We start from the raw sequence: 18,590 nt of genomic DNA on the forward strand, positions 1-18,590 counted from the left end.
CTGGCTCAGCCCGGCACCCCGCCGGCCCCCAGGCGGGTTCGCCGGCGCCGAAGGACCACGAATAGGACCACCGCCGCCGCCATCACCGCCACCGCGAACCCCGCGAACAGGATCACCACCAGAGGGATGGCGACGTTGTCGTAGACGACGATCACCGGTCGGTAGGCGTCGTCGTTGGGCGCATCGGCAAAGGTAAAGTCCGAGGAGATTCGGGACGTCTCGTACACGTCCACCTGGGTCTTGGTCAGGTATGACCCGTGGTTGCCGACCAGTTCGCGCAGCAGCGGGTCGTGCACGTGGTTGGCGATGTTGCCGGCGAATTGGACCTCGGTGGCCTGGATGGCGCTGTCGGCGTCGGTGCGCACCTGCCGGTGATCGGTCAGCGTGAAGACGACGACATGCTGTGGGTCCAATGCGGCGGCCGACAGCCGCATCGGATAGACCAACTGCGATGAACGAAAGGTCATGCGTACCGGATTGAGCCCGCCAACGATCGGAACCGTGCTCGTCAGGCGCATCGCGACGAAAGCCCAGCCTTCTCGTACGTAGGGATCCAGTGCGGCCGCCACCGCCGGACGAAGCGCGTAGCCGTTGTTGGCCAGCCAGGCTTGCAGGCCGGGCAGGTCACCGCCGGCCAGGGTGGTGGCTTCTAGGGGGCCGAGGTGCACTTGATTGATCACTTCGGGGGGATGGGCGGCGCGCACCCCCTCTTCCGGTCCGCCCGCCCTGAAGCCCAGATCCAGATTCCAGCGGTGCTGGTGGCGGATCTCTGGCGTGGTCAACGCGTCGAGTTCGAGAAAGGCGGCCTTGTCGCCCGGGGCGACGGTGGCCGGCATGGGGGTGGGCACGACCAGGGCGAGGTTGTCAGTCGTGGCGTCCACCGCCAATTGGACAACGATGGTTTCGGTCGTCCCATCCCAATGCACCAGCGCCACCTCATGATTCATGGTGGCCTGGGCGTCGCCCGGGGCGATCGCGGCACCGCACGCGCATGCGTAGCCCGGCGCGGCCAGCACCGTGGCGGCCAGTGCTACCGCAGCGGTTACACAAACCAGGAAAACGGCAACAAGCCCCGACCGGCACACGCGAAGCACCGTCATCTCGCAGATGCTACGCGGCCCGGTGACGGCCGCTACCCACTTTGACCACACGTTTTTCATGCGCAGGCACAATGTCAGCATGACCACACGGCCCATCGAGCCCATCGAGTTCACCGAGCAAGTCGAACCACAGGCATTTCTGTTCCAATTGTTGGACCCGGCGATCCGGGCTGACCCGTATCCGCTGTGCGCTCGGCTGCGTGAACATGGGCCACTGCATCTGCCCGAGGCCAACTTCGTCTTGTTCTCCAGCTTTGGGGACTGTGACTAGGTGCTGCGACACCCGTCCTCCTGCAGCGACCAGACCAAGTCGACGGTGGCCCAGCGGCGGGTGGAGGAGGAACCGGCCCTGGGCCGCGACTTCCCGCCCGGCTTTTTATTTCTCGATCCCCCCGATCACACCCGGCTGCGCAAACTGGTCAGCAAGGCGTTCGCCCCCAAAGTGGTCAACGCGTTGCGACCTGAGATCAGCTCCCTGGTGGATGGATTGCTGGACCGGATCGCCGAGTAGGGCCGATTCGACGTGGTTTCAGACTTCGCCTACCCGCTGCCGGTGGCGGTGATTTGCCGGCTTCTCGGGGTGCCGCTGGAGGATGAGCCGCAGTTCAGCCAGGCCTCGGCGCTGCTGGCGCAGGCGTTGGACCCGTTTTTCGCCTTCACCGGCCAGAACGCGGAAAACCTCAATGACTCGCTGGAAGCGGGGCAGTGGCTGCGCGGATACCTGCGTGATCTGATCGCGCTGCGCCGGTCGCAACCCGGCGAAGACTTGATGTCGGGGTTGGTCGCCGTCGAAGAGTCCGGTGATCAGCATACCGAGGACGAGATCGTCTCCACCTGCGTGTTGTTGCTGGTTGCCGGACACGAGACCACGGTGAACCTGATCGGCAACGCGATCCTGGCCATGCTGCGCGACCGTCGGCAGTGGGCACAGCTGGGCGCCGATCCCGACCGGACCGCCGCGGTGGTGGAGGAAACCATGCGCTATGACCCGCCGGTGCAATTGATCGGCCGAATTGCCGGGGCGGACATGGTAATTGGGGACGTCGAAGTGACCAAGGGGGATGTGATGATGATGCTGGTGGCGGCCGCGCATCGCGATCCCGCCGAGTACGATCGGCCCGAAGAATTCGACCCGGATCGGGGTGCTGTGCGGCACTTGGGATTTGGTCGCGGTGCGCACTACTGCCTTGGTGCGCCGCTAGCGCGGCTGGAAGCCGCGGTGGCGCTGTCGGCAATCGCGGCGCGCTTCCCGAAGGCGCGGCTGGACGGCGAGCCGCAATACAAGACGAACGTCACCTTGCGTGGGCTCGAGTCGATGACGGTGGCGCTTTCCTAATCGGCGGGCCGTGAATCGGGCTAGCCGCCCTGGCCCTCGCCCTGGGGCGGCACGTCTTCGTACTCGACCGGTACGCCTTCACCAGCGACCGGCGTGCCCTCGCCGGCGAACGGTACGTCCTCACCGGCAACCGGCACTTCTTCGCCGGCGACCGGCATGCCTTCACCCTCGACCGGTGGCGGTTGGGTCAACAGGATGGTGATCGGTATCGGTGTGGACAGCTCGAACTTGCCCTGCTGGTCGTAGTAGGCGCCGATGGTGTATTCACCCGCGGACTCGATCGGGAACGAGAGCTCCTGGGTGAAGCACCGATATTTGGAGGCTTTGTCCACTTCGTCGGGCCAGTGCCAACTCGCCCGCAGGGTGCCGCGCGGCGCTCCGGAGGGGTCCTTGCACACCACGTGTAATTCCGGGTCGTAGTCGCCGCCGGCGGGCGCGTGCACCACCAGAACGATCGGAACCTTTGCCCAAAGCGGGACTTGATCGACCTCAAACCAGGTCATCGGAATGCGTGTGGCATTGATCGCACCGTGTTCGTCCAGATTGGCGCTACCTGCAACGAACAATGTGGATACGTGCAGCATCACGACATCTTAAAGGCGTTTGACGCGCCAATCTGGACCTTCGGGTTTTCAGGCGCGCCGCACCGGCGGCCGCTGCGTTCCTCGAACGCCCGTCGGGCCTAGCGCCCGCAGCGGGGTCCGAGACCAGCAACGATGTCGTCGAGACTGAACGTCAGCGGTTGCTCGAGCTGGGCGTAGGTGCAGGAACGCGGATCGCGGTCGGGACGCCACCGGTTGAACTGGGCGGTGTGACGGAACCGCGGGCCCTCCATGTGGTCGTAGCGCACCTCGACCACGCGTTCGGGGCGCAGCGGCACAAACGAGAGGTCTTTGCCGGCGTTCCAGCGGGAGAACTCGTTTTTGCGTGGCGTGCGTTCGCCGGACTGGTGGGCGGCCCAGTTCCACGGATGGTCCTCGAAGCTGGTCACCAGCTCCTGCAGCTCGGTGAAGAGCCGCCGGCGTTCGGCCATCGGGAATGCCCCGATCACGCCGACCGACGCCAATTGCCCGTCGTCTTGGTAGAGGCCCAGCAATAGCGAACCGATGACGTCACCGCCGGATTTGTGGAGGCGACATCCGGCCAGCGCGCAGTCAGCGGTGCGCTCGTGCTTGATCTTGAACATCACGCGCTTGTCCGGCTGATAGGTGACCGCCAGCGGTTTGGCGATCACTCCGTCGAGGCCGGCGCCCTCCAACTCTTCGAACCACCGCGGTGCCGTCGCCTGATCGGTGGTGGCCGGGGTGACATGGATCGATGGGCCGGAGCCGACCGCCTCGACCAGCGCCGCGCGCCGCTCGACAAATGGACGCGTCGTGTAGTCGTCGTCGCCGAGGGCCAGCAGGTCGAAGGCGATGAAGGATGCCGGGGTGTGTTCGGCGAGCATCCGCACCCGGGAATCGGCGGGGTGGATGTGCTGTTGCAGCGCCTCGAAATCCAGGCCGTGGCCGGTGGCGATCACGATCTCGCCGTCAAGGACGCAGCGCCGCGGCAGCTCCGCCCGGACCGCCGCGACCAGTTCCGGGAAGTAGCGGGTCAGCGGACGTTCGTTGCGGCTGCCGAGCTCTACCTCATCGTTGTCGCGAAAACAGATGGAGCGGAATCCATCCCATTTGGGTTCATAGGACGCATCGGCCGGGATCGTCTTGACCGCCTTGGCCAGCATCGGCGAAATCGGCGGCATGACTGGTAGGTCCATTAGTTCATTGTGGCGTGCGGCATGCTGGAATCCAGGTATGCCCGCTGCAGCAGAAGAACTTGACGTCGACGGCATCGCGGTACGCGTGACCAACCGGGACAAGGTGTACTTCCCGAAGCTGGGGAAGCAGGGCACCAAGGGCCGGTTGATCGACTATTACCTGGCGGTCGGGGGCGGTCCGATGCTGACCGCGTTGCGGGATCGTCCCACCCACTTGCAGCGATTTCCGGACGGCATCGACGGTGAGGAGATCTATCAGAAACGCGTGCCCAAGCACCACCCCGACTATCTGCGGACGTGTCAGGTGACCTTTCCGTCGGGACGCACCGCCGACGCGCTGCAGGTGACCCATCCGGCCGCGATCGTCTGGGCGGCGCATATGGGAACCGTCACGCTGCACCCGTGGCAGGTGCGCTGCCCCGACACCGAGCACCCCGACGAGCTGCGCATCGATCTGGATCCGCAGCCCGGTACCGGTTTCGCGCAGGCACGTTCGGTCGCCGTCGACGTGCTCAAGCCGGTGCTCGATGACCTGGGATTGGTCGGCTATCCGAAGACCTCCGGCGGCCGCGGGATCCACGTGTTCTTGCGCATCGCTAGCGACTGGGACTTCATCGAGGTGCGCCGGGCCGGCATCGCCCTGGCCCGCGAAGTTGAGCGCCGCGCCCCCGAGGCGGTCAGCAGGTCGTGGTGGAAAGAGGAACGTGGCCAGCGCATCTTCATCGACTTCAACCAGAACGCCCGCGACCGCACCATGGCGTCGGCGTACTCGGTGCGGGCCACCCCGATCGCCACCGTGTCGACGCCGCTGACCTGGGAAGAGCTGGCCGGCGCCGACCCGGACGACTACACCATGGCCACGGTTGCCGACCTGATTGCCCGCCGTGCGGACCCCTGGGCCGGCATGGACGACGTGGCCCAGTCGATTACGGGGCTGCTGGACATGGCTGAAGCCGACGCCGAGCGCGGGCTCGGTGACATGCCCTACCCCCCGAACTATCCCAAGATGCCGGGCGAACCCAAGCGGGTGCAGCCCAGCCGCGACACCGACCTGGAACCCAAAAACGCCCACGACTAAGCCCTTATGCGCCGGGTACCATCGGCGTATGGCGCTGATCATTCCGGCGACCAAGGAACGTGACGACGACGGTTGGGCGGACTACGTTGAGCCCATCGTGCTCACGCCCGCCCGGGCGGCCGACCTGGCGCCAGGCAACGACGATCCGGCGGCGGCAGTCGTCGGGTTCTACGCGGCGTTGATGCGCGGCGACGATCTGACCGGACAACTGCTCTGGCCCGATGACAACATCATCATCGACAAGCTCGAAACCTTGCGCGGCTGGACATTTCACCGCTTGGAGGTGCTCGCCGTCCGGTTGCGCGGACAAAGCAAGGCGACCATTCGCGTCGCCGTCGAGATCGAGGTCGACGGCAAGCGCGACGGTGGTACCGATGAGGTCAAGCTGCAGCGCGACGGGGACGGCGGCCCCTGGAGAATCGAGCGCCCGCCGACCTGAGTTCAGACCGGTATCGAGCCCGCGGCCCACGTGCTGGGCAGCAACGGCAAGGGTGCGTCGGCGCCAAATGAGCCGGCGCTTAGCGTGGACAATCCAACCGGCTGCGCAATCGATTGCTGTGGCGCGGTGCCGGCGAATCCCGCCGCCGTCATCGACCCGCTGGAAGACAGCTGCACCGCGGAAACCAAATGTGCGTTGGGTAATGCGGCCGCTGCCACGCCGGAATGTGCCAGACCGATGGCGCCGGTGGGGGCATTGCCCAGGGCGCTCGCTTGGGGCAAAAGCGGCGAAACTCCGCCCGCCTGAAACGCCATGGCCGCGCCACCGAGCAGTTCGCGGATCGCCTGCGCTATTGCTGCGATCGCGTGCTCGACTCCCAGCGACAGCGTCGTGAGCACCTTGTTGAGAAAATCCGCGACCAGCGTGACCATGGCAATGGCGCCGCGCAACGTGATGTAGAGGTACATGAGGACGAGTTGAACTTGATCCAGTGCCAATACGATCAGGTCGGCGATCAGCAGGTTCAGGATCTTCATCATTTGAAGTGCGTAGCCCAGCAGCATGACCCCGTACGCCACCACTATCTGGCCGAGGTAGAAGACGAACTGCCAGGCGAAACTGGCCACCTCGCTGGCCAACTGGCTCACCGTCTGGGACACGATGTCGGCCAGGGTTTGCAGCAGCTGCCACATGATGCTCCACCAGGGCGGGCTGGGCGGCGGAGGCAGGCTGGTGAGTGAGCTGGCTCCGGGTTTGAGGATGGGCGGGGCGTGGTTGGTGTGTGGTGTTGCGGCCACTGCGGCGGCGCTGGCCGCGTCATAGACGCTCATCGTGGTCGCGGCTTGAATCCACATTCGCGCATAGTCGGATTCGTTGAGCGCGATTGGGATCGTATTGATCCCAAAGAAATTCGTCGCCAGCAACACGCCGTGGATGACGTGGTTGGCTTCCAGCTCCACCAGCGTCGGCATCGCCGCCAGCGCGCTGACGTAGCCGGCCGCGGTGGCCTCGTGTGTTGCGGCCCGCGCCATACAGTCGGCGCTGGCCGTGGTCAGCCACGCCAGATACGGGCCGTAGGCGCCAACGAAACTGGCGGCACTGGGCCCCTGCCAGGGCCCGGCTTGCACGGTGGCCAGCAGCGCTTCGAGTTCGGCGGCCTCCTCGGCGTAGCTAGCGCCCAGCGCTTGCCACGATTGCGCCGAGGCCACGATGGGGCCGGGACCAGGACCGGCGTACAGCAGCGCGGAGTGCACCTCCGGCGGCAGGGCGGTCCATATCGGCATGGTCATCACAGGCCGCCAAAAGCGCCGTAGCCGGCTGCCGCGGCTTCGTCTCCAACGGTGTAGCTGATACCGGCCTCACCCACGCCGACCCCGGAGCGGCCCAATTCCTCGATGCCTTCGCTGGCCATGGTGCAATGCTCAACGCCGACGGCGCTAAACCCAGCCGCGTTGCGCACCGACACGGGATCGGCCGCTGGCGGAATCACCGCCGTAATGGCGGGCGCCGCAACGGCATGCGCGGCGGCCAATCGAGCTGTCATGGCCGCTACCGCCGCACTGGCCCCCGCCAAACCCTCGGGAATAACTCGCAACATCACCACTTCGGCTCCTATTCGGGGCCCGGAAGCCCGCGATGCCTGCACATAGCAACGATTTCTATTGGCAACACAATGCGGAGTTGGCCGCGACCCTGGCAAGTCTCGACCTCGCCACCGGAGCGGCTCCACTTGACAAAATCCGCCCCCGTGTCAACTGAAAGATAACCGGGTCCCGGCAACCCCCGGCCACCTATCCTGGGAAGGCGAAAACTCTGGGTCAGGACCGACGGAGGCGTCGATGACGCCCGTACTGGCGTGCCGCTCGTGTGGTACCCAACCCCTCGAAAACGCCCGGTTCTGCCACGGATGTGGCGCGCCCGTCGCCGCCGCCGGTGCCCACGCCGAGTACAAGCAGGTGACGGTGCTGTTTGCCGACGTGGTGCATTCGATGGACATCGCGGCGGCGCTCGGTGCCGAGCGGTTGCGCGAGATCATGACCGAGCTGGTCAACCGCGCGGCGGTGGTGGTGCAGCGATATGGCGGCACGGTCGACAAGTTCACCGGTGACGGGATCATGGCGGTATTCGGTGCCCCGGCCGCTCTGGAGGACCACGCGCTGCGGGCGTGTTTGGCCGCACTGGGCGTTCAGGATGAGGCCAAGCGCCTTGCCGGCGAGGTCGATCGGCGCGACGGTGTCGTGCTGCAGCTTCGGGTGGGCCTCAATTCCGGGCAGGTCGTGGCGGGCGAAATCGGAACGGGCGCGCTGGGTTACACCGCGGTTGGTGAGCAAGTCGGGCTGGCGCAGCGGATGGAGGCGGTGGCCGCGCCGGAGACGGTGATGCTCGGTGAGTCCACCGCCCGACTGGTCGAGGGCGCCGCCGTGCTGGGCGAGCCGCAGCTGGTGCACATCAAGGGTGTCGAGGCTGCGGTGCCGGCGTGGCAGCTGCTCGGCGTGGTTGATCAGTACTGGCAAAGCGGTCCCGCCCCGGCGACGTTGGTGGGACGCGAGTGGGAGTTGTACACCCTGACCACGATGCTGGACCGTTCCTTTGCCGGGCGCGGGTCGGTGGTGACGCTGGTCGGACGGGCGGGCATCGGTAAGACCCGGCTGGCCAGGGAAGCCGCGCGGGTCGCGAAAAATCTTGGCGTTACGGTGTTTTCGACCTTCTGCGAATCGCACGCGACCGATATCCCGTTTCGGGCGGTTACCCGTCTGCTGCGCGCCGCCGCCCAGGTGAGCCGGCTCGACGATGCCACCGCGCGGGTGCGGGTACGGTCGATCGTCTCAGACGGTGATCCGCAGGACCTGTTGTTGCTCTATGACCTGCTCGGTATCGCCGACCCCCGGGTGGAGCTGCCCAAGATAGCCCCGGAGGCCCGCCGCCGGCGGCTGGCCGCGCTTATCAACGCGGTCCAGCTGGCTCGCGCCCAACCCGCGGTGTACGTCATCGAGGATGCGCACTGGATGGACGAGGCCAGCGAATCGATGGTCGCCGAGTTTCTGACGGTGATCCCGCAGACCCACTCGATGGTGATGGTGACCTATCGGCCCGACTATCGCGGAGCATTGCGGGGCGTGCGCGGCGCCCAGAGCATCGCCCTGGGCCCGCTCAGCGATGCCGAAACCTCGGCGCTGATCGCCGAACTGTTGGGCCCCGATCCCTCCGTCGCCCAGATCGCCGAGATCATCGCCACGCGTGCCGCCGGCAACCCCTTTTTCGCCGAGGAGATCATCCGCGAGCTCGCCGAACGCCGGGTGCTGGTGGGGGGAGTGTGGCCGTTACGCGTGCACCGCCGAGGCCGACGACGTGATCGTGCCGGCCACGCTGCAGGCAACCATCGGCGCGCGCATCGACCGGCTCAGCCCGGCAGCCAAGCAGACCCTCAGTGCCGCGGCCGTCATCGGATCTCGCTTCAGCACCGAGCTGCTGATCGGCCTGGGCATCGACCCGCCTATCGAGGAGCTGATCAGCGCGGAACTCGTCGACCAGGTGCGGTTCACGGAGCCGGCCGAATACGTGTTCCGGCATCCGCTGATTCACACCGTGGCCTACGAGTCGCAATTGAAATCAGCTCGCGCCCGGATGCACCGGCGGCTCGCCGCGGTGATCGAAGCCCGGGTTCCGGAATCGGCGGACCAGTACGCCGCGCTGATCGCCGAACACCTCGAGGCCGCCGGTGAATCGCACGCCGCTTACGGCTGGCAGGTGCGTGCCGCCGCGTGGGCGACCAATCGCGACATCGCGGCCGCCCACCTCAGCTGGGAGCGAGCCCGCAAGATCGCCGACGCATTGCCCGTCGACGATCCCAACCGGGCGGCCATGCGGATTGCCCCGCGCACCATGTTGTGCGGCATCGCGTTTCGAATCCACATCGACGTTGCCGGCGCGCGTTTCGAGGAATTGCGCGAACTGTGTGCCGCCGCGGGGGACAAGGCGTCACTGTCGATCGGGATGGCGGGGTTGGTGATTGACCACCTGCAGCATGCGCGAATGCGCGAAGCATCGCAGTTGGCGACCGAGGCCATGACGCTCATCGAGTCGGTTGGCGATCCGGCCCTGACGGTCGCGTTGTCCATCGCGCTGATCTATGCCAAGAGTGAGTGCGCCGAGTGGTCGGATGCGCTGCGCTGGTCACAGCGGGTGATCGCCCTGGCCGACGGCGACCCGACGATGGGCGCTCTGATCATCGGCTGCCCCCTGGCGGTGGCCTTCGCCACCCGCGCCAACGCGCGCTATTGCCTGGGGCGTCCGGGGTGGGCAGAAGATCTCCAGCATGGTCTGGCGATGGCCCGCAGCGCCGATCCCATGTCCTATGCCACCGTGGTCGCCTACGTCTACAGCGCGGGCATCTCGACCGGTGTCCTGGCGTCCGAGGATTGCGCGCTCGGCCAGATCGAGGACGCTCTGCAAATCGCCGAGCGTTCCGGTGACGATGTCGCGCTGGCCATCGCCCGGATGACATTGGGCATCGCGCTGGTCCACCGCCGGGAAGACCCGATGCGCGACCGCGGGCAGGCGGTGCTCGCCGATGTCAGTGACATGTTCCAGCGTCGGGTGTACTTCCTGGCCGACTTGCCCTTCGTCGAGGTCTACCTGGCCCGCGAGTGGGCTCGGGGCGGGGACCTCGACGGCGCCATCGCGCACATGCGCGCCGCCGTCGAGCATCTGTTTCGGGAGGGACGGCTGTTGGGGTGGAGCACTCCGGCGACCGGGGTGTTGGTGCAGACCCTGCTGGACCGGGGGACTGAGGGCGATCTGGTCGAGGCCGCGGCGGCCATCGAACGGTTGGCGGCCGCACCCGCCGACGACGGGCTGGCCGTGCGCGAGATCCTGCTGTTGCGGCTGCGCGCGCTGCTGGCGCGGGCGCACGGCGACGACACGACGTATGCGCGGTTGCGGGATCGCTACCGCGACACGGCGAGCGCGATGGGTTTCGTCGGTCATATTGCGCAGGCCGAGTCGATGCCGTGACCGGTGTGCGCCGCGGCGTTCACCGATAGCCCAGCCGCAGCAGTACCCGAGTATTGAGGGTGCGCTCGGTGCCGGTGGGAAGCGTGAAGTCCAGGCTGTCGGCCACCCGATTGATGGTGTTGAACAGGGCACAGATCTCGATCGCATCCCGGATCGCCTCGGCGCTGACACCGGCGTCGATAACGGCCCGCACGTCGACCGGTCGCACCCGGGCGGGCGTCAGGGTCAGTTTGTCCAGCAGGCCCAAGGTGGCTCGCACCGGTTCGTCGACCGGCGCGGTGCGCCAATCGCTGACGACCGCCGCGGCCAGGTCGGGATCCAGGGTCGCCGCCGCGACGGCCTCGTGAGTGGTGGCGCAGAACTGGCATCGGTTGCGCGCCGACACGAACGCCGCGAAGAGCTCTTGCTCACCGATCGTCCACGGGGAAGGGCCGCGCAGCAGCGCCTGCGCGAGTTGGAAGAACGGCTTGCCGAAAAACCTCGGACGGTAGTAGCGGACCTTGATGATGTCGGGGATGTCGCGGCCGCTGACAAATCGCGCCAGCGCGAAAACCGGGCGGCGGCCGGGGCGCCCGCGGGTGATGCTGGGCAGCCTCACTGCAAGGCCCGCTCGAGGGCGGACAAACCCGCATGCCGGCGCTCGTCACCGGCACCGAGTGCGGCCGCGATGGTTATCTCGAAGATGTCGTCGTCGCAGTAGCCGGCGCCACGCAACTGTTCGATGTCGCTGTACTGGACCCGGTAGGCGTACCGGCGCAGCTTTTGCACATATCCGCTCAGCGGCTCGGGCACGTCCTGCCCGTGGTAGAGGGCCCTGCGCAGCGCCGCGTCGGTGACGGCCGGAGCCCACAGGACGGCGTGGCGCAGCCGGTCCTGCAATCGTTGATGGCGACCATGCTCGGACATCCGGAACACCTCGCAGACCTCGCAACGATCAGCCCGCCGCGCGACCGGCGCGCCTGAATCACCAGCATCCCACGATGTCGCCCTATGCTGGGAGCCTGACCAAACGGGGGAGCCGGACTGGCGGAGGGTCGGATGACGCCCGTAACAGTGTGCCGCGCTTGCGGTGTCGAACCCCTGGAGAATGCGCGGTTCTGTCACGAATGCGGCGCACCGGTCGGTGCCGCCGATACCCGTGCGGAATACAAACAAGTCACGGTGCTGTTCGCCGACGTGGCGCATTCGATGGACATCGCGGCCGCCGTCGGTCCGGAGCGACTGCGCGAGATCATGGCCGAGCTCGTCACTCGTGCATCGGCGGTTGTGCAGCGCTACGCCGGCCGGGTGGACAAGTTCACCGGCGACGGGGTCATGGCAGTGTTCGGCGCACCGGCGGCCCTGGAGGACCACGCCCTGCGCGCGTGTCTGGCCGCGCTCGACATCCAGGATGAGGTCGCGCGCCTGGCGGCGGACATCAGTCGCACCGACGGCGTCGAGCTGCGGCTGCGGATCGGCCTCAATTCCGGCGAGGTGATCACCGGCGGGATAGGTCCGACAGCGTTGGGATACACCGCGGTTGGCGAGCAGGTCGGCATGGCGCAACGGATGGAGTCGATCGCTCCGGTGGGCGGGGTGATGGTCAGCGACACCACCTCGCGGCTGGTCGAGGGTGTGGTGCTGCGCGGGGCGCCCCAGCGGGTGCAGGTCAAGGGGATGGGCACGGTCTCGGCGCGGGAGCTGCGCAGCGCGACTGCCCAACGCCAAAGAACCGATACCGCCGAGTCGACACTGGTGGGGCGCGGGTGGGAAGTGGCCGCCGTGTCGACCATGCTGGATCGCGCCATCCACGGACGTGGTTCGGTGGTCGGGGTGACCGGTCCGGTAGGGATCGGAAAATCACGACTCGTCCGCGAGGCCATCGGCCTGGCGAAAAGTCGTGGGGTCACCGTGGTGCACACCTACTGTGAGTCGCACGCCGCCGACGTCCCGTTCCGGGTGATGACGCGTCTGCTGCGGGCCGTCGGCCAGGCCAGTGGGCTCGACGATGAGGCGGCGCGGGCGCGGGTTCGAGACCGAGTGCCCGATGCCCAACTGCCGGATTTGCTGCTGCTCGACGATCTGCTGGGTATCGCCGCTCCGGGTGCCGAGCTGCCCAGGATCGACCCGGACGCGCGCCGGCGCCGGTTGACCGGGCTGATCAACGCATCCCAGTTGGCGCGCACCGAACCGGTGGTTTTCGTCCTCGAGGATGTGCATTGGATTGACGAAGCCAGCGAGTCGATGCTCGCCGACTTTCTGACGGTGATGCTGCAGACCCCGTCGCTGGTCTTGTTCACTTATCGCCCCGAGTATCGCGGCGCCCTGCAGCTGGTGCCGGGTGCCCAGACGATTGCGCTGGTGCCGCTCACCGACGCGGACGTGTCGACGCTGGTCGCCGAGCTGCTCGGCCAGGACCCGTCGGTCGCAACCATCGGCCGGGTCATCTCCGAGCGGGCCGCGGGCAACCCGCTGTTCGCCGAGGAGATGACCCGCGAACTCGCCGAACGCGGCGTGCTCACCGGCGAGCGCGGCAGCTACCAATGCCGCACGGATGTGGCCGAGATTCGGGTGCCCGCAACCGTCCAAGCGGCCATCGGTGCCCGCATCGATCGGCTCAGTCCGGCCGCCAAACAGACGCTCAGTGCCGCCGCGGTAGTCGGATCCCGGTTCAGCTCCGATCTGCTGATCGGCCTGGGAATCGAACCCTGCATCGACGAGTTGCTCGATGCCGACCTCATCGACCAGGTCCGGTTCACCACGCGCGCCGAGTACGCGTTTCGGCATCCCTTGGTTCGCACCGTGGCCTACGAGGCGCAGCTCAAGGCCGACCGGGCCCAGCTACACCGCCGGCTGGCCCAAGCGCTCGAAAACGCGGACGCCGATCCGGGTGACCACCATGCCGCGCTGATTGCTGAGCACTTCGAGGCCGCAGGCGATTTGGCGGCCGCCTACCGCTGGCACATGCGCGCCGGCAAGTGGGCACTGAACCGCGACATCGCCGCGGCGCGCCTGAGTTGGGAGCGAGCCACCAGGATCTCCGATGCCTTACCCGCCGACACCCCGGACCGGTCGGTCAAGCGCATCGCGCCCCGCACCATGTTGTGCGGTTACGCGTGGCGCGTCCACGTCAACATTTCCGATGCGCACTTCGCTGAACTGCGTGAGCTGTGCCTGGCGGCCGGGGACAAGGCCTCGCTCGCCATCGCGACGGCCGGGCTGGTGATGGATCGCATCTACCAGGCCCGCATCCACGAGGGATCCCGACTGGCGTCGGAGGCAATGGGCCTCATCGAGTCGATTGGCAATCCAACCCTGACGGTGGGGCTGTCGCTGACGGCCATTGTGGCCAAGGCCGAACAGGCCCAGTGGCTCGATGTCCTGCACTGGTCGCAGCTGGTGATCGAGCTGGCCGACGGAGATCCCACCAAGGGCAACTTCATGATCGGGTCGCCGCTGGCGCTGGCGTTGACGACGCGGGCCATTGCTCGCTACTGCCTGGGCCGTCCCGGTTGGCGCGACGACGTTCACCAAGCGGTGCAGACCGCCGGCGCCACCGACCCGGTGGCCTACGCCACCGTTGTCGCGTTCGTCCACAATCCGGGAATAGCGTTCGGAGTGCTCAGCCCCGACGAAGCCGCGATACGCGAGATCGAGCAGGCGGTACAGATTGCTCAGCAGGCCGGCGATGACCTCGCGCTGAGCTCGGCCCAAATCTCGCTGGGCATCGCGCTGTTGGAGCGGGGCACCGAGCCCGGGCGTGACCGCGGGTACGGGTACCTCGCCGATACCGGGGACACGCTGATGCGCCGCGGCTACTCGCTGGGCGATCTGCCCATCGTCGAGGCCTACCTGGCGCGCGAGCGCGGTCGCCGGGGAGATCGTGACGACGCCCTACCGATGCTGCGCACGGCCGTTGACACCCTGTACCGGCAGGGACAGCTACTCAGCTGGGGGCTGCCGGCAACACATGCTCTGGTGGAGACGCTGCTCGACCGGGGCACCGAGGCTGACTGGTCGGAAGCCCAGGCCGCGATCGAGCGGGTAGCCGACGAGCCGCCGGATGGGCCCCAACCGTTGCGCGACATCTGGCTGCTGCGGATGCGGGCGGCGCTGGCGGGCGCGCGCGGTGCCGACGGCGACTATCAGCGCTTGTGTGAGAGCTACCGCGACATGGCGCGCACGCTGGACTTCTGCGGACATCTGGCGTGGGCAGAAGCGATGCGGTGACGAGCCGGGGCGGGCGCCTTGTAGTGGTGCGCGCCACGATTAACGGACGCATCGACTGGATACTGTCCTTAGACACTCACTCAGAGAGCGGAAGAAGCGCGTGGCTCCAAGTTTTCAAGACGCCATCAAGTCCAAATATCTGTTGCTGACCACGTTCACCAAGGACGGCCGCCCGAAACCTACCCCGATCTGGGGGGTGCCGGACAGAAACCGGCTACTGGTGATCACCGACGACGAGTCGTGGAAAGTCAAGCGGATCCGCAATACACCGCGGGTGACGCTCGCCCGCAGCGGTTCGCTGGGCAAGCCCAAGAGCGAGCCGGTCGAGGCGGTCGGGCGGGTGTTGCCCAAGTCGGAAACGAGGCGGGTCTACAACGCCGTGCTGAAGCGGTACTGGTACCACGCGTGGTGGTTCTACCCACATTCGATCGTGCGTGGTGGCATCGACAAGGTGCATATCGCTCTGGAGATCGAGGCCGCCTAGCCGGCCGGCCGGCCGGCCGAGCTTGCCACCATAGAAGGCGTGACCACCGTAATTGTGGTGACGTTGATCCTGCTGGGACTCGGCATCGTGACCAATGAACTGCTTCGGCTGCGCAGGTGGCTGAAAAATGCCCCACCCGAAGCAGATGGCGTCCAACCCCCGGACGGGGATGACTGAACTCGCCCCAGCGCTCCGCGGGCTAGGCGGTGAGCGCGGCGACCGTGTCCGCCAGCGTGGTGCGCGGATCCCGATAGGTCACGCCCAGCTCCAGTTCGCTCGGCGAATCATCGGAGTCCGGCATCTGCGTGTAGTGCTGCATTCCCGCGGCAGTGAACGGATTGTCGAAGGGCAGATACGGGCCGGCCAGATCGAGCAATGAACCCGCGACGCGCAGCACGCTGTCGGGAATCGGAACGCTCACTATCGGCGTCTCGGCCACCTGGCCAAGCATCTTCGCCAGCTCCGGCACCGGAATTCGATGCCCGCCCACCATGTACCGGCGAGGACCGCGGCCCCGGCTCCAGCAGCGCCGCGTGCACCGCGGCCACGTCGCGGACGTCGATGATCAGCCAAGCCGCGTTGCGCCCGGGAATCGTGCGGATCTCCAGCGCGGCCTTGACCCCCTCGCCGGCCTCCCCGAATTGGTTGCCGACCGGCGGGCCCAGCACCATGCCCGGATAGGTGATGTTCACCGGTGCGCCGGCATCCTGCAATCCGCGCGCATAGATTTCGACCTGCGCTTTGGACGTTCCGTAGCCGTCGGATCCCCCCACCACGGGCAGGTCCGCCGAGAGGGTTTGCAGGCCGGGGTGGAAAAGGGCGGTAAAACTCGAGACGTGCACGATCGGATCGAGTCCGAGTGCGACGGCCTGTCCAAGCACGTTGCGAGCACCCTCCATGTTGGTGCTCAGCATGTCTTGAGTCTGGCGCTGGTCGGTCGCCACCAGTGCGGCACTGTGGACGACGGCGTCACATCCGGTGAGTGCCTCGCGCACCAGATCGCGGTCTTTGATGTCGCCGATGATGAAGTCGGACACATCGACGCCCAGCTTGGCGACCGACGACTCCAGTTTCGCGGGATTTCGGACCAGAAAGCGGACCGAATGCCCCGCATCGGCGATGGCCTTGGCGGTCCAGCCGCCAACAAACCCCGTACCACCGGTTACCAGAACGTGCATGCAGCGATTGTGCACGGCGAGTCGCCCGATCTGGCGGCGGGGGGCAATGGCCCGGCTACAGGTGGTGCGCCGCGAAGTCCGCGCCTTGGCCGGTCATCCCGTTCACGGCGTACAGCGCGTGCGCTGCCGCGTCGTTGCCGCCACTACAAACCGGGTCACCGCTGGCACATAACTCGATGGTGCGGGGTTGATACAGCGGGCCGATAGTGATCGGCGGGGCTCCGTAGTGCTGCAGGAACTGCTCGGAGGGAGTGCCGAAAAGAGTCACTGCCGCAACATGATCAGCGATGTCCGGCGCCATGGGTTTGGGCACCGCCGCCGCGGGAACCCTCTGCGGTACCGACGCGGAAGTGACGTAGCCGGCCACCGCAGCGCCCTGCGAATACCCGCCGAGCACCTCTCGGGTCGCGGGGCACTTGGCCGCCATCGACTCGATATGTGAGCTGGCGTCGCGGATGCCGTCGATCACCGTCCGCGGGAAATCGCTGCTGGAGAAGTCGCTGCTGGCGGGGTAGTCGACCGCATAGACGGCCAAGGACTTGGCGCCGATATCCGACCGCAACGCGGCCACGAAAGATCCCCCGATGCCGCCGATACCCGGCGGCTCGCCGGTGCCGCGGGCGAACCACACCTCGACATCCGGACACGGTTCGGCGGCCGCGAACGGCACCCGGATTCCCCATCTCACCAGCGCGGTTACCGCCGTTGCCGCACCGACGGCAAGCCGACGCGTCCATGTTGTGTTTCTCATGCTTATTCCAGAGTTAGGAGTTGGTGCGCTTGGCAACCGGATACCCGAGGGTGGCCAAGCGTGAAACCTGTGCCGCGGCCCGGCCCCGCAATGCTATCGAGGCCGCCCGGCATCAGGGTGTTCGTGAAGCGCCCAGTTTCGGATCGGAATCTCGATCGGTGGGCACCATCCCGCGCGGCAGCGTCAGGGCCAGATCGCTATAGGTGACGATGCCGGGGGCCGCGGCAACGACAGCCGGAATCGCGTTGATGGTGGGCATCGCGGTCATGATGTGCCCGAGCACCATGAAGTCGGCGATCGTTTCGGCCTGGAAGTAGGGCGGCGGCAGAAAGCTGACTTTGGTTGTAACCGTGGGAGTTCCGTCGACCTGGATGACCCAGCCATCCTGGTCGATCTGCCAGTCCGGCTCGAGGGTCTGTCCCTTGCGCCACCGGACATTGAGCTCGACGATGGTCCGGCCGCCCGCCATTCCCTGCCAGCTGGCGTGGACACCCGCGACACATCCCGCCGCAATGGTCCAAGAACCCAGGTCGAGGTCCGCGGTGGTCTGCGCGTGTTCGGCCACACAGCGGACCTCGTCGAGTTCGACCCCCAGCGCGTCGGCGACCAACTGGACCGCCTCGCCGAAGATGGCCGTTCCCTGGGCGGTCATCGCCTGCAGCTGCGGATGGTCGATCGGCTGGCCGAAGCCGACCGGCCGCTCGGTTGCGGGGGAGTCATAGAACGTGGTGTCGGCGGCCTCGTTGACGGTCACCTTGTCGATCCGGTTGCACACCATCGCCGACACAATGGCCAACAGTTCGGCAAACCCCGGACTGACGCCTGATCCGAAGATCGTCGAGCCGCCGTGGCGGCAGGCCGCCAGAATCCGGTCACGGCCGGCGCCCAGGTTGTGCCCGGTGATGAACGCCGCCGTCGTCACCACATTCACTCCGGCCGACAAGATGCGCACCAGTTCGTCCACGTGGATCCACATCGGGTTGTAGACCACGCAGTCCGGTTTGAGGGCCAGCAGCGCCTCGACGTCATTGCTGGCGGTGATGCCCAGCGGTGCCATGCCGCACAGTTCGCCGGCGTCGCGCCCGGCCTTCTCCTGCGACCAGGCGTAGCACCCCACCAGTTCCAGCGCGGGGTGAGTCGCGATCGCCTGCAGCGAACTCTTGCCGACGTTTCCGGTGGTCCATTGCACGACCCGATAACTGTTTGGCACTCGCTCAGCATAAGAACCGGGGCGGATCTTCGA

Annotated in this window: 14 protein-coding genes and 3 pseudogenes; 7 read left to right on the forward strand and 10 right to left on the reverse strand. The window is 66.9% G+C overall.

From position 1 onward, the window contains the following. Positions 1-5: 5 nt before the first annotated feature. A complete protein-coding gene (locus tag G6N41_RS04350) occupies positions 6-1,100 on the reverse strand; it encodes a DUF2330 domain-containing protein (protein ID WP_198967716.1) in 1,095 nt (364 codons plus the stop codon). Between the two features lie 79 nt (positions 1,101-1,179). Between G6N41_RS04350 and G6N41_RS04355 the strand changes: the two are divergent. After that, positions 1,180-2,436: pseudogene (locus G6N41_RS04355) on the forward strand (cytochrome P450). 20 nt (positions 2,437-2,456) lie between these two features. On the opposite strand, the gene G6N41_RS04360 reads toward G6N41_RS04355, so the two are convergent. Continuing rightward, a complete protein-coding gene (locus G6N41_RS04360) occupies positions 2,457-3,020 on the reverse strand; it encodes a hypothetical protein (RefSeq protein WP_020730984.1) in 564 nt (187 codons plus the stop codon). A gap of 98 nt (positions 3,021-3,118) precedes the next feature. Next, positions 3,119-4,195, reverse strand: a complete 1,077-nt coding sequence (locus G6N41_RS04365) for an ATP-dependent DNA ligase (protein WP_198966701.1) — start codon at positions 4,193-4,195, stop codon at positions 3,119-3,121. A gap of 37 nt (positions 4,196-4,232) precedes the next feature. On the opposite strand from G6N41_RS04365, the gene G6N41_RS04370 reads away from it, so the two are divergent. After that, complete coding sequence (locus G6N41_RS04370; protein ID WP_198966702.1) at positions 4,233-5,273, forward strand: DNA polymerase domain-containing protein; 1,041 nt, start codon at positions 4,233-4,235, stop codon at positions 5,271-5,273. A 28-nt stretch (positions 5,274-5,301) separates the two neighbouring features. Continuing rightward, positions 5,302-5,712 (forward strand): hypothetical protein, encoded by a 411-nt coding sequence (locus tag G6N41_RS04375; protein ID WP_198966703.1) that lies wholly within the window; start codon positions 5,302-5,304, stop codon positions 5,710-5,712. A 2-nt stretch (positions 5,713-5,714) separates the two neighbouring features. On the opposite strand, the gene G6N41_RS04380 is transcribed toward G6N41_RS04375, so the two are convergent. Both G6N41_RS04380 and G6N41_RS04385 read right to left on the reverse strand, forming a co-directional pair. Beyond that, positions 5,715-7,001 (reverse strand): PPE family protein, encoded by a 1,287-nt coding sequence (locus G6N41_RS04380; RefSeq protein ID WP_198966704.1) that lies wholly within the window; start codon positions 6,999-7,001, stop codon positions 5,715-5,717. Further along, on the reverse strand, positions 7,001-7,312 hold the full coding sequence (locus tag G6N41_RS04385; protein ID WP_231608818.1) for a PE family protein: 312 nt from the start codon (positions 7,310-7,312) through the stop codon (positions 7,001-7,003). The genes G6N41_RS04380 and G6N41_RS04385 overlap by 1 nt, the downstream gene beginning before the upstream one ends. Positions 7,313-7,550: 238 nt before the next feature. Between G6N41_RS04385 and G6N41_RS04390 the strand changes: the two are divergent. Further along, a pseudogene (locus G6N41_RS04390) lies at positions 7,551-10,725 on the forward strand (ATP-binding protein). A 19-nt stretch (positions 10,726-10,744) separates the two neighbouring features. On the opposite strand, the gene G6N41_RS04395 reads toward G6N41_RS04390, so the two are convergent. Continuing rightward, positions 10,745-11,323, reverse strand: coding sequence for a carboxymuconolactone decarboxylase family protein (locus tag G6N41_RS04395; protein WP_198966706.1), 579 nt, complete (start codon positions 11,321-11,323; stop codon positions 10,745-10,747). Continuing rightward, positions 11,320-11,631: a hypothetical protein gene (locus G6N41_RS04400; RefSeq protein WP_198966707.1), complete on the reverse strand. Its 312-nt coding sequence runs from the start codon at positions 11,629-11,631 to the stop codon at positions 11,320-11,322. The genes G6N41_RS04395 and G6N41_RS04400 overlap by 4 nt, the downstream gene beginning before the upstream one ends. 132 nt (positions 11,632-11,763) lie before the next feature. Between G6N41_RS04400 and G6N41_RS04405 the strand changes: the two genes are divergently transcribed. The 3 genes from G6N41_RS04405 (at position 11,764) to G6N41_RS04415 (ending at position 15,595) form a co-directional block, all read left to right on the forward strand. Further along, entirely contained in the window at positions 11,764-14,934 is a 3,171-nt protein-coding gene (locus tag G6N41_RS04405) for an ATP-binding protein (RefSeq protein ID WP_198966708.1), read from the forward strand. A 100-nt stretch (positions 14,935-15,034) separates the two neighbouring features. Then, complete coding sequence (locus G6N41_RS04410; RefSeq protein ID WP_198966709.1) at positions 15,035-15,418, forward strand: PPOX class F420-dependent oxidoreductase; 384 nt, start codon at positions 15,035-15,037, stop codon at positions 15,416-15,418. Between the two features lie 39 nt (positions 15,419-15,457). Next, complete coding sequence (locus tag G6N41_RS04415; RefSeq protein ID WP_020730974.1) at positions 15,458-15,595, forward strand: hypothetical protein; 138 nt, start codon at positions 15,458-15,460, stop codon at positions 15,593-15,595. A gap of 22 nt (positions 15,596-15,617) precedes the next feature. Here the strand turns inward: G6N41_RS04415 and G6N41_RS04420 are convergent. The 3 genes and pseudogenes from G6N41_RS04420 to G6N41_RS04430 form a co-directional block, all read right to left on the reverse strand. Beyond that, positions 15,618-16,596, reverse strand: a pseudogene (locus G6N41_RS04420) (SDR family NAD(P)-dependent oxidoreductase). Positions 16,597-16,651: 55 nt separating this feature from the next. Continuing rightward, positions 16,652-17,347, reverse strand: coding sequence for a cutinase family protein (locus tag G6N41_RS04425; RefSeq protein ID WP_198966710.1), 696 nt, complete (start codon positions 17,345-17,347; stop codon positions 16,652-16,654). Positions 17,348-17,459: 112 nt separating this feature from the next. Then, positions 17,460-18,557 (reverse strand): NAD(P)H-dependent amine dehydrogenase family protein, encoded by a 1,098-nt coding sequence (locus G6N41_RS04430; RefSeq protein WP_198966711.1) that lies wholly within the window; start codon positions 18,555-18,557, stop codon positions 17,460-17,462. Between the last annotated feature and the right edge of the window lie 33 nt (positions 18,558-18,590).

The sequence above is a fragment of the Mycobacterium shottsii genome (assembly GCF_010728525.1).
Classification (GTDB): domain Bacteria; phylum Actinomycetota; class Actinomycetes; order Mycobacteriales; family Mycobacteriaceae; genus Mycobacterium; species Mycobacterium marinum.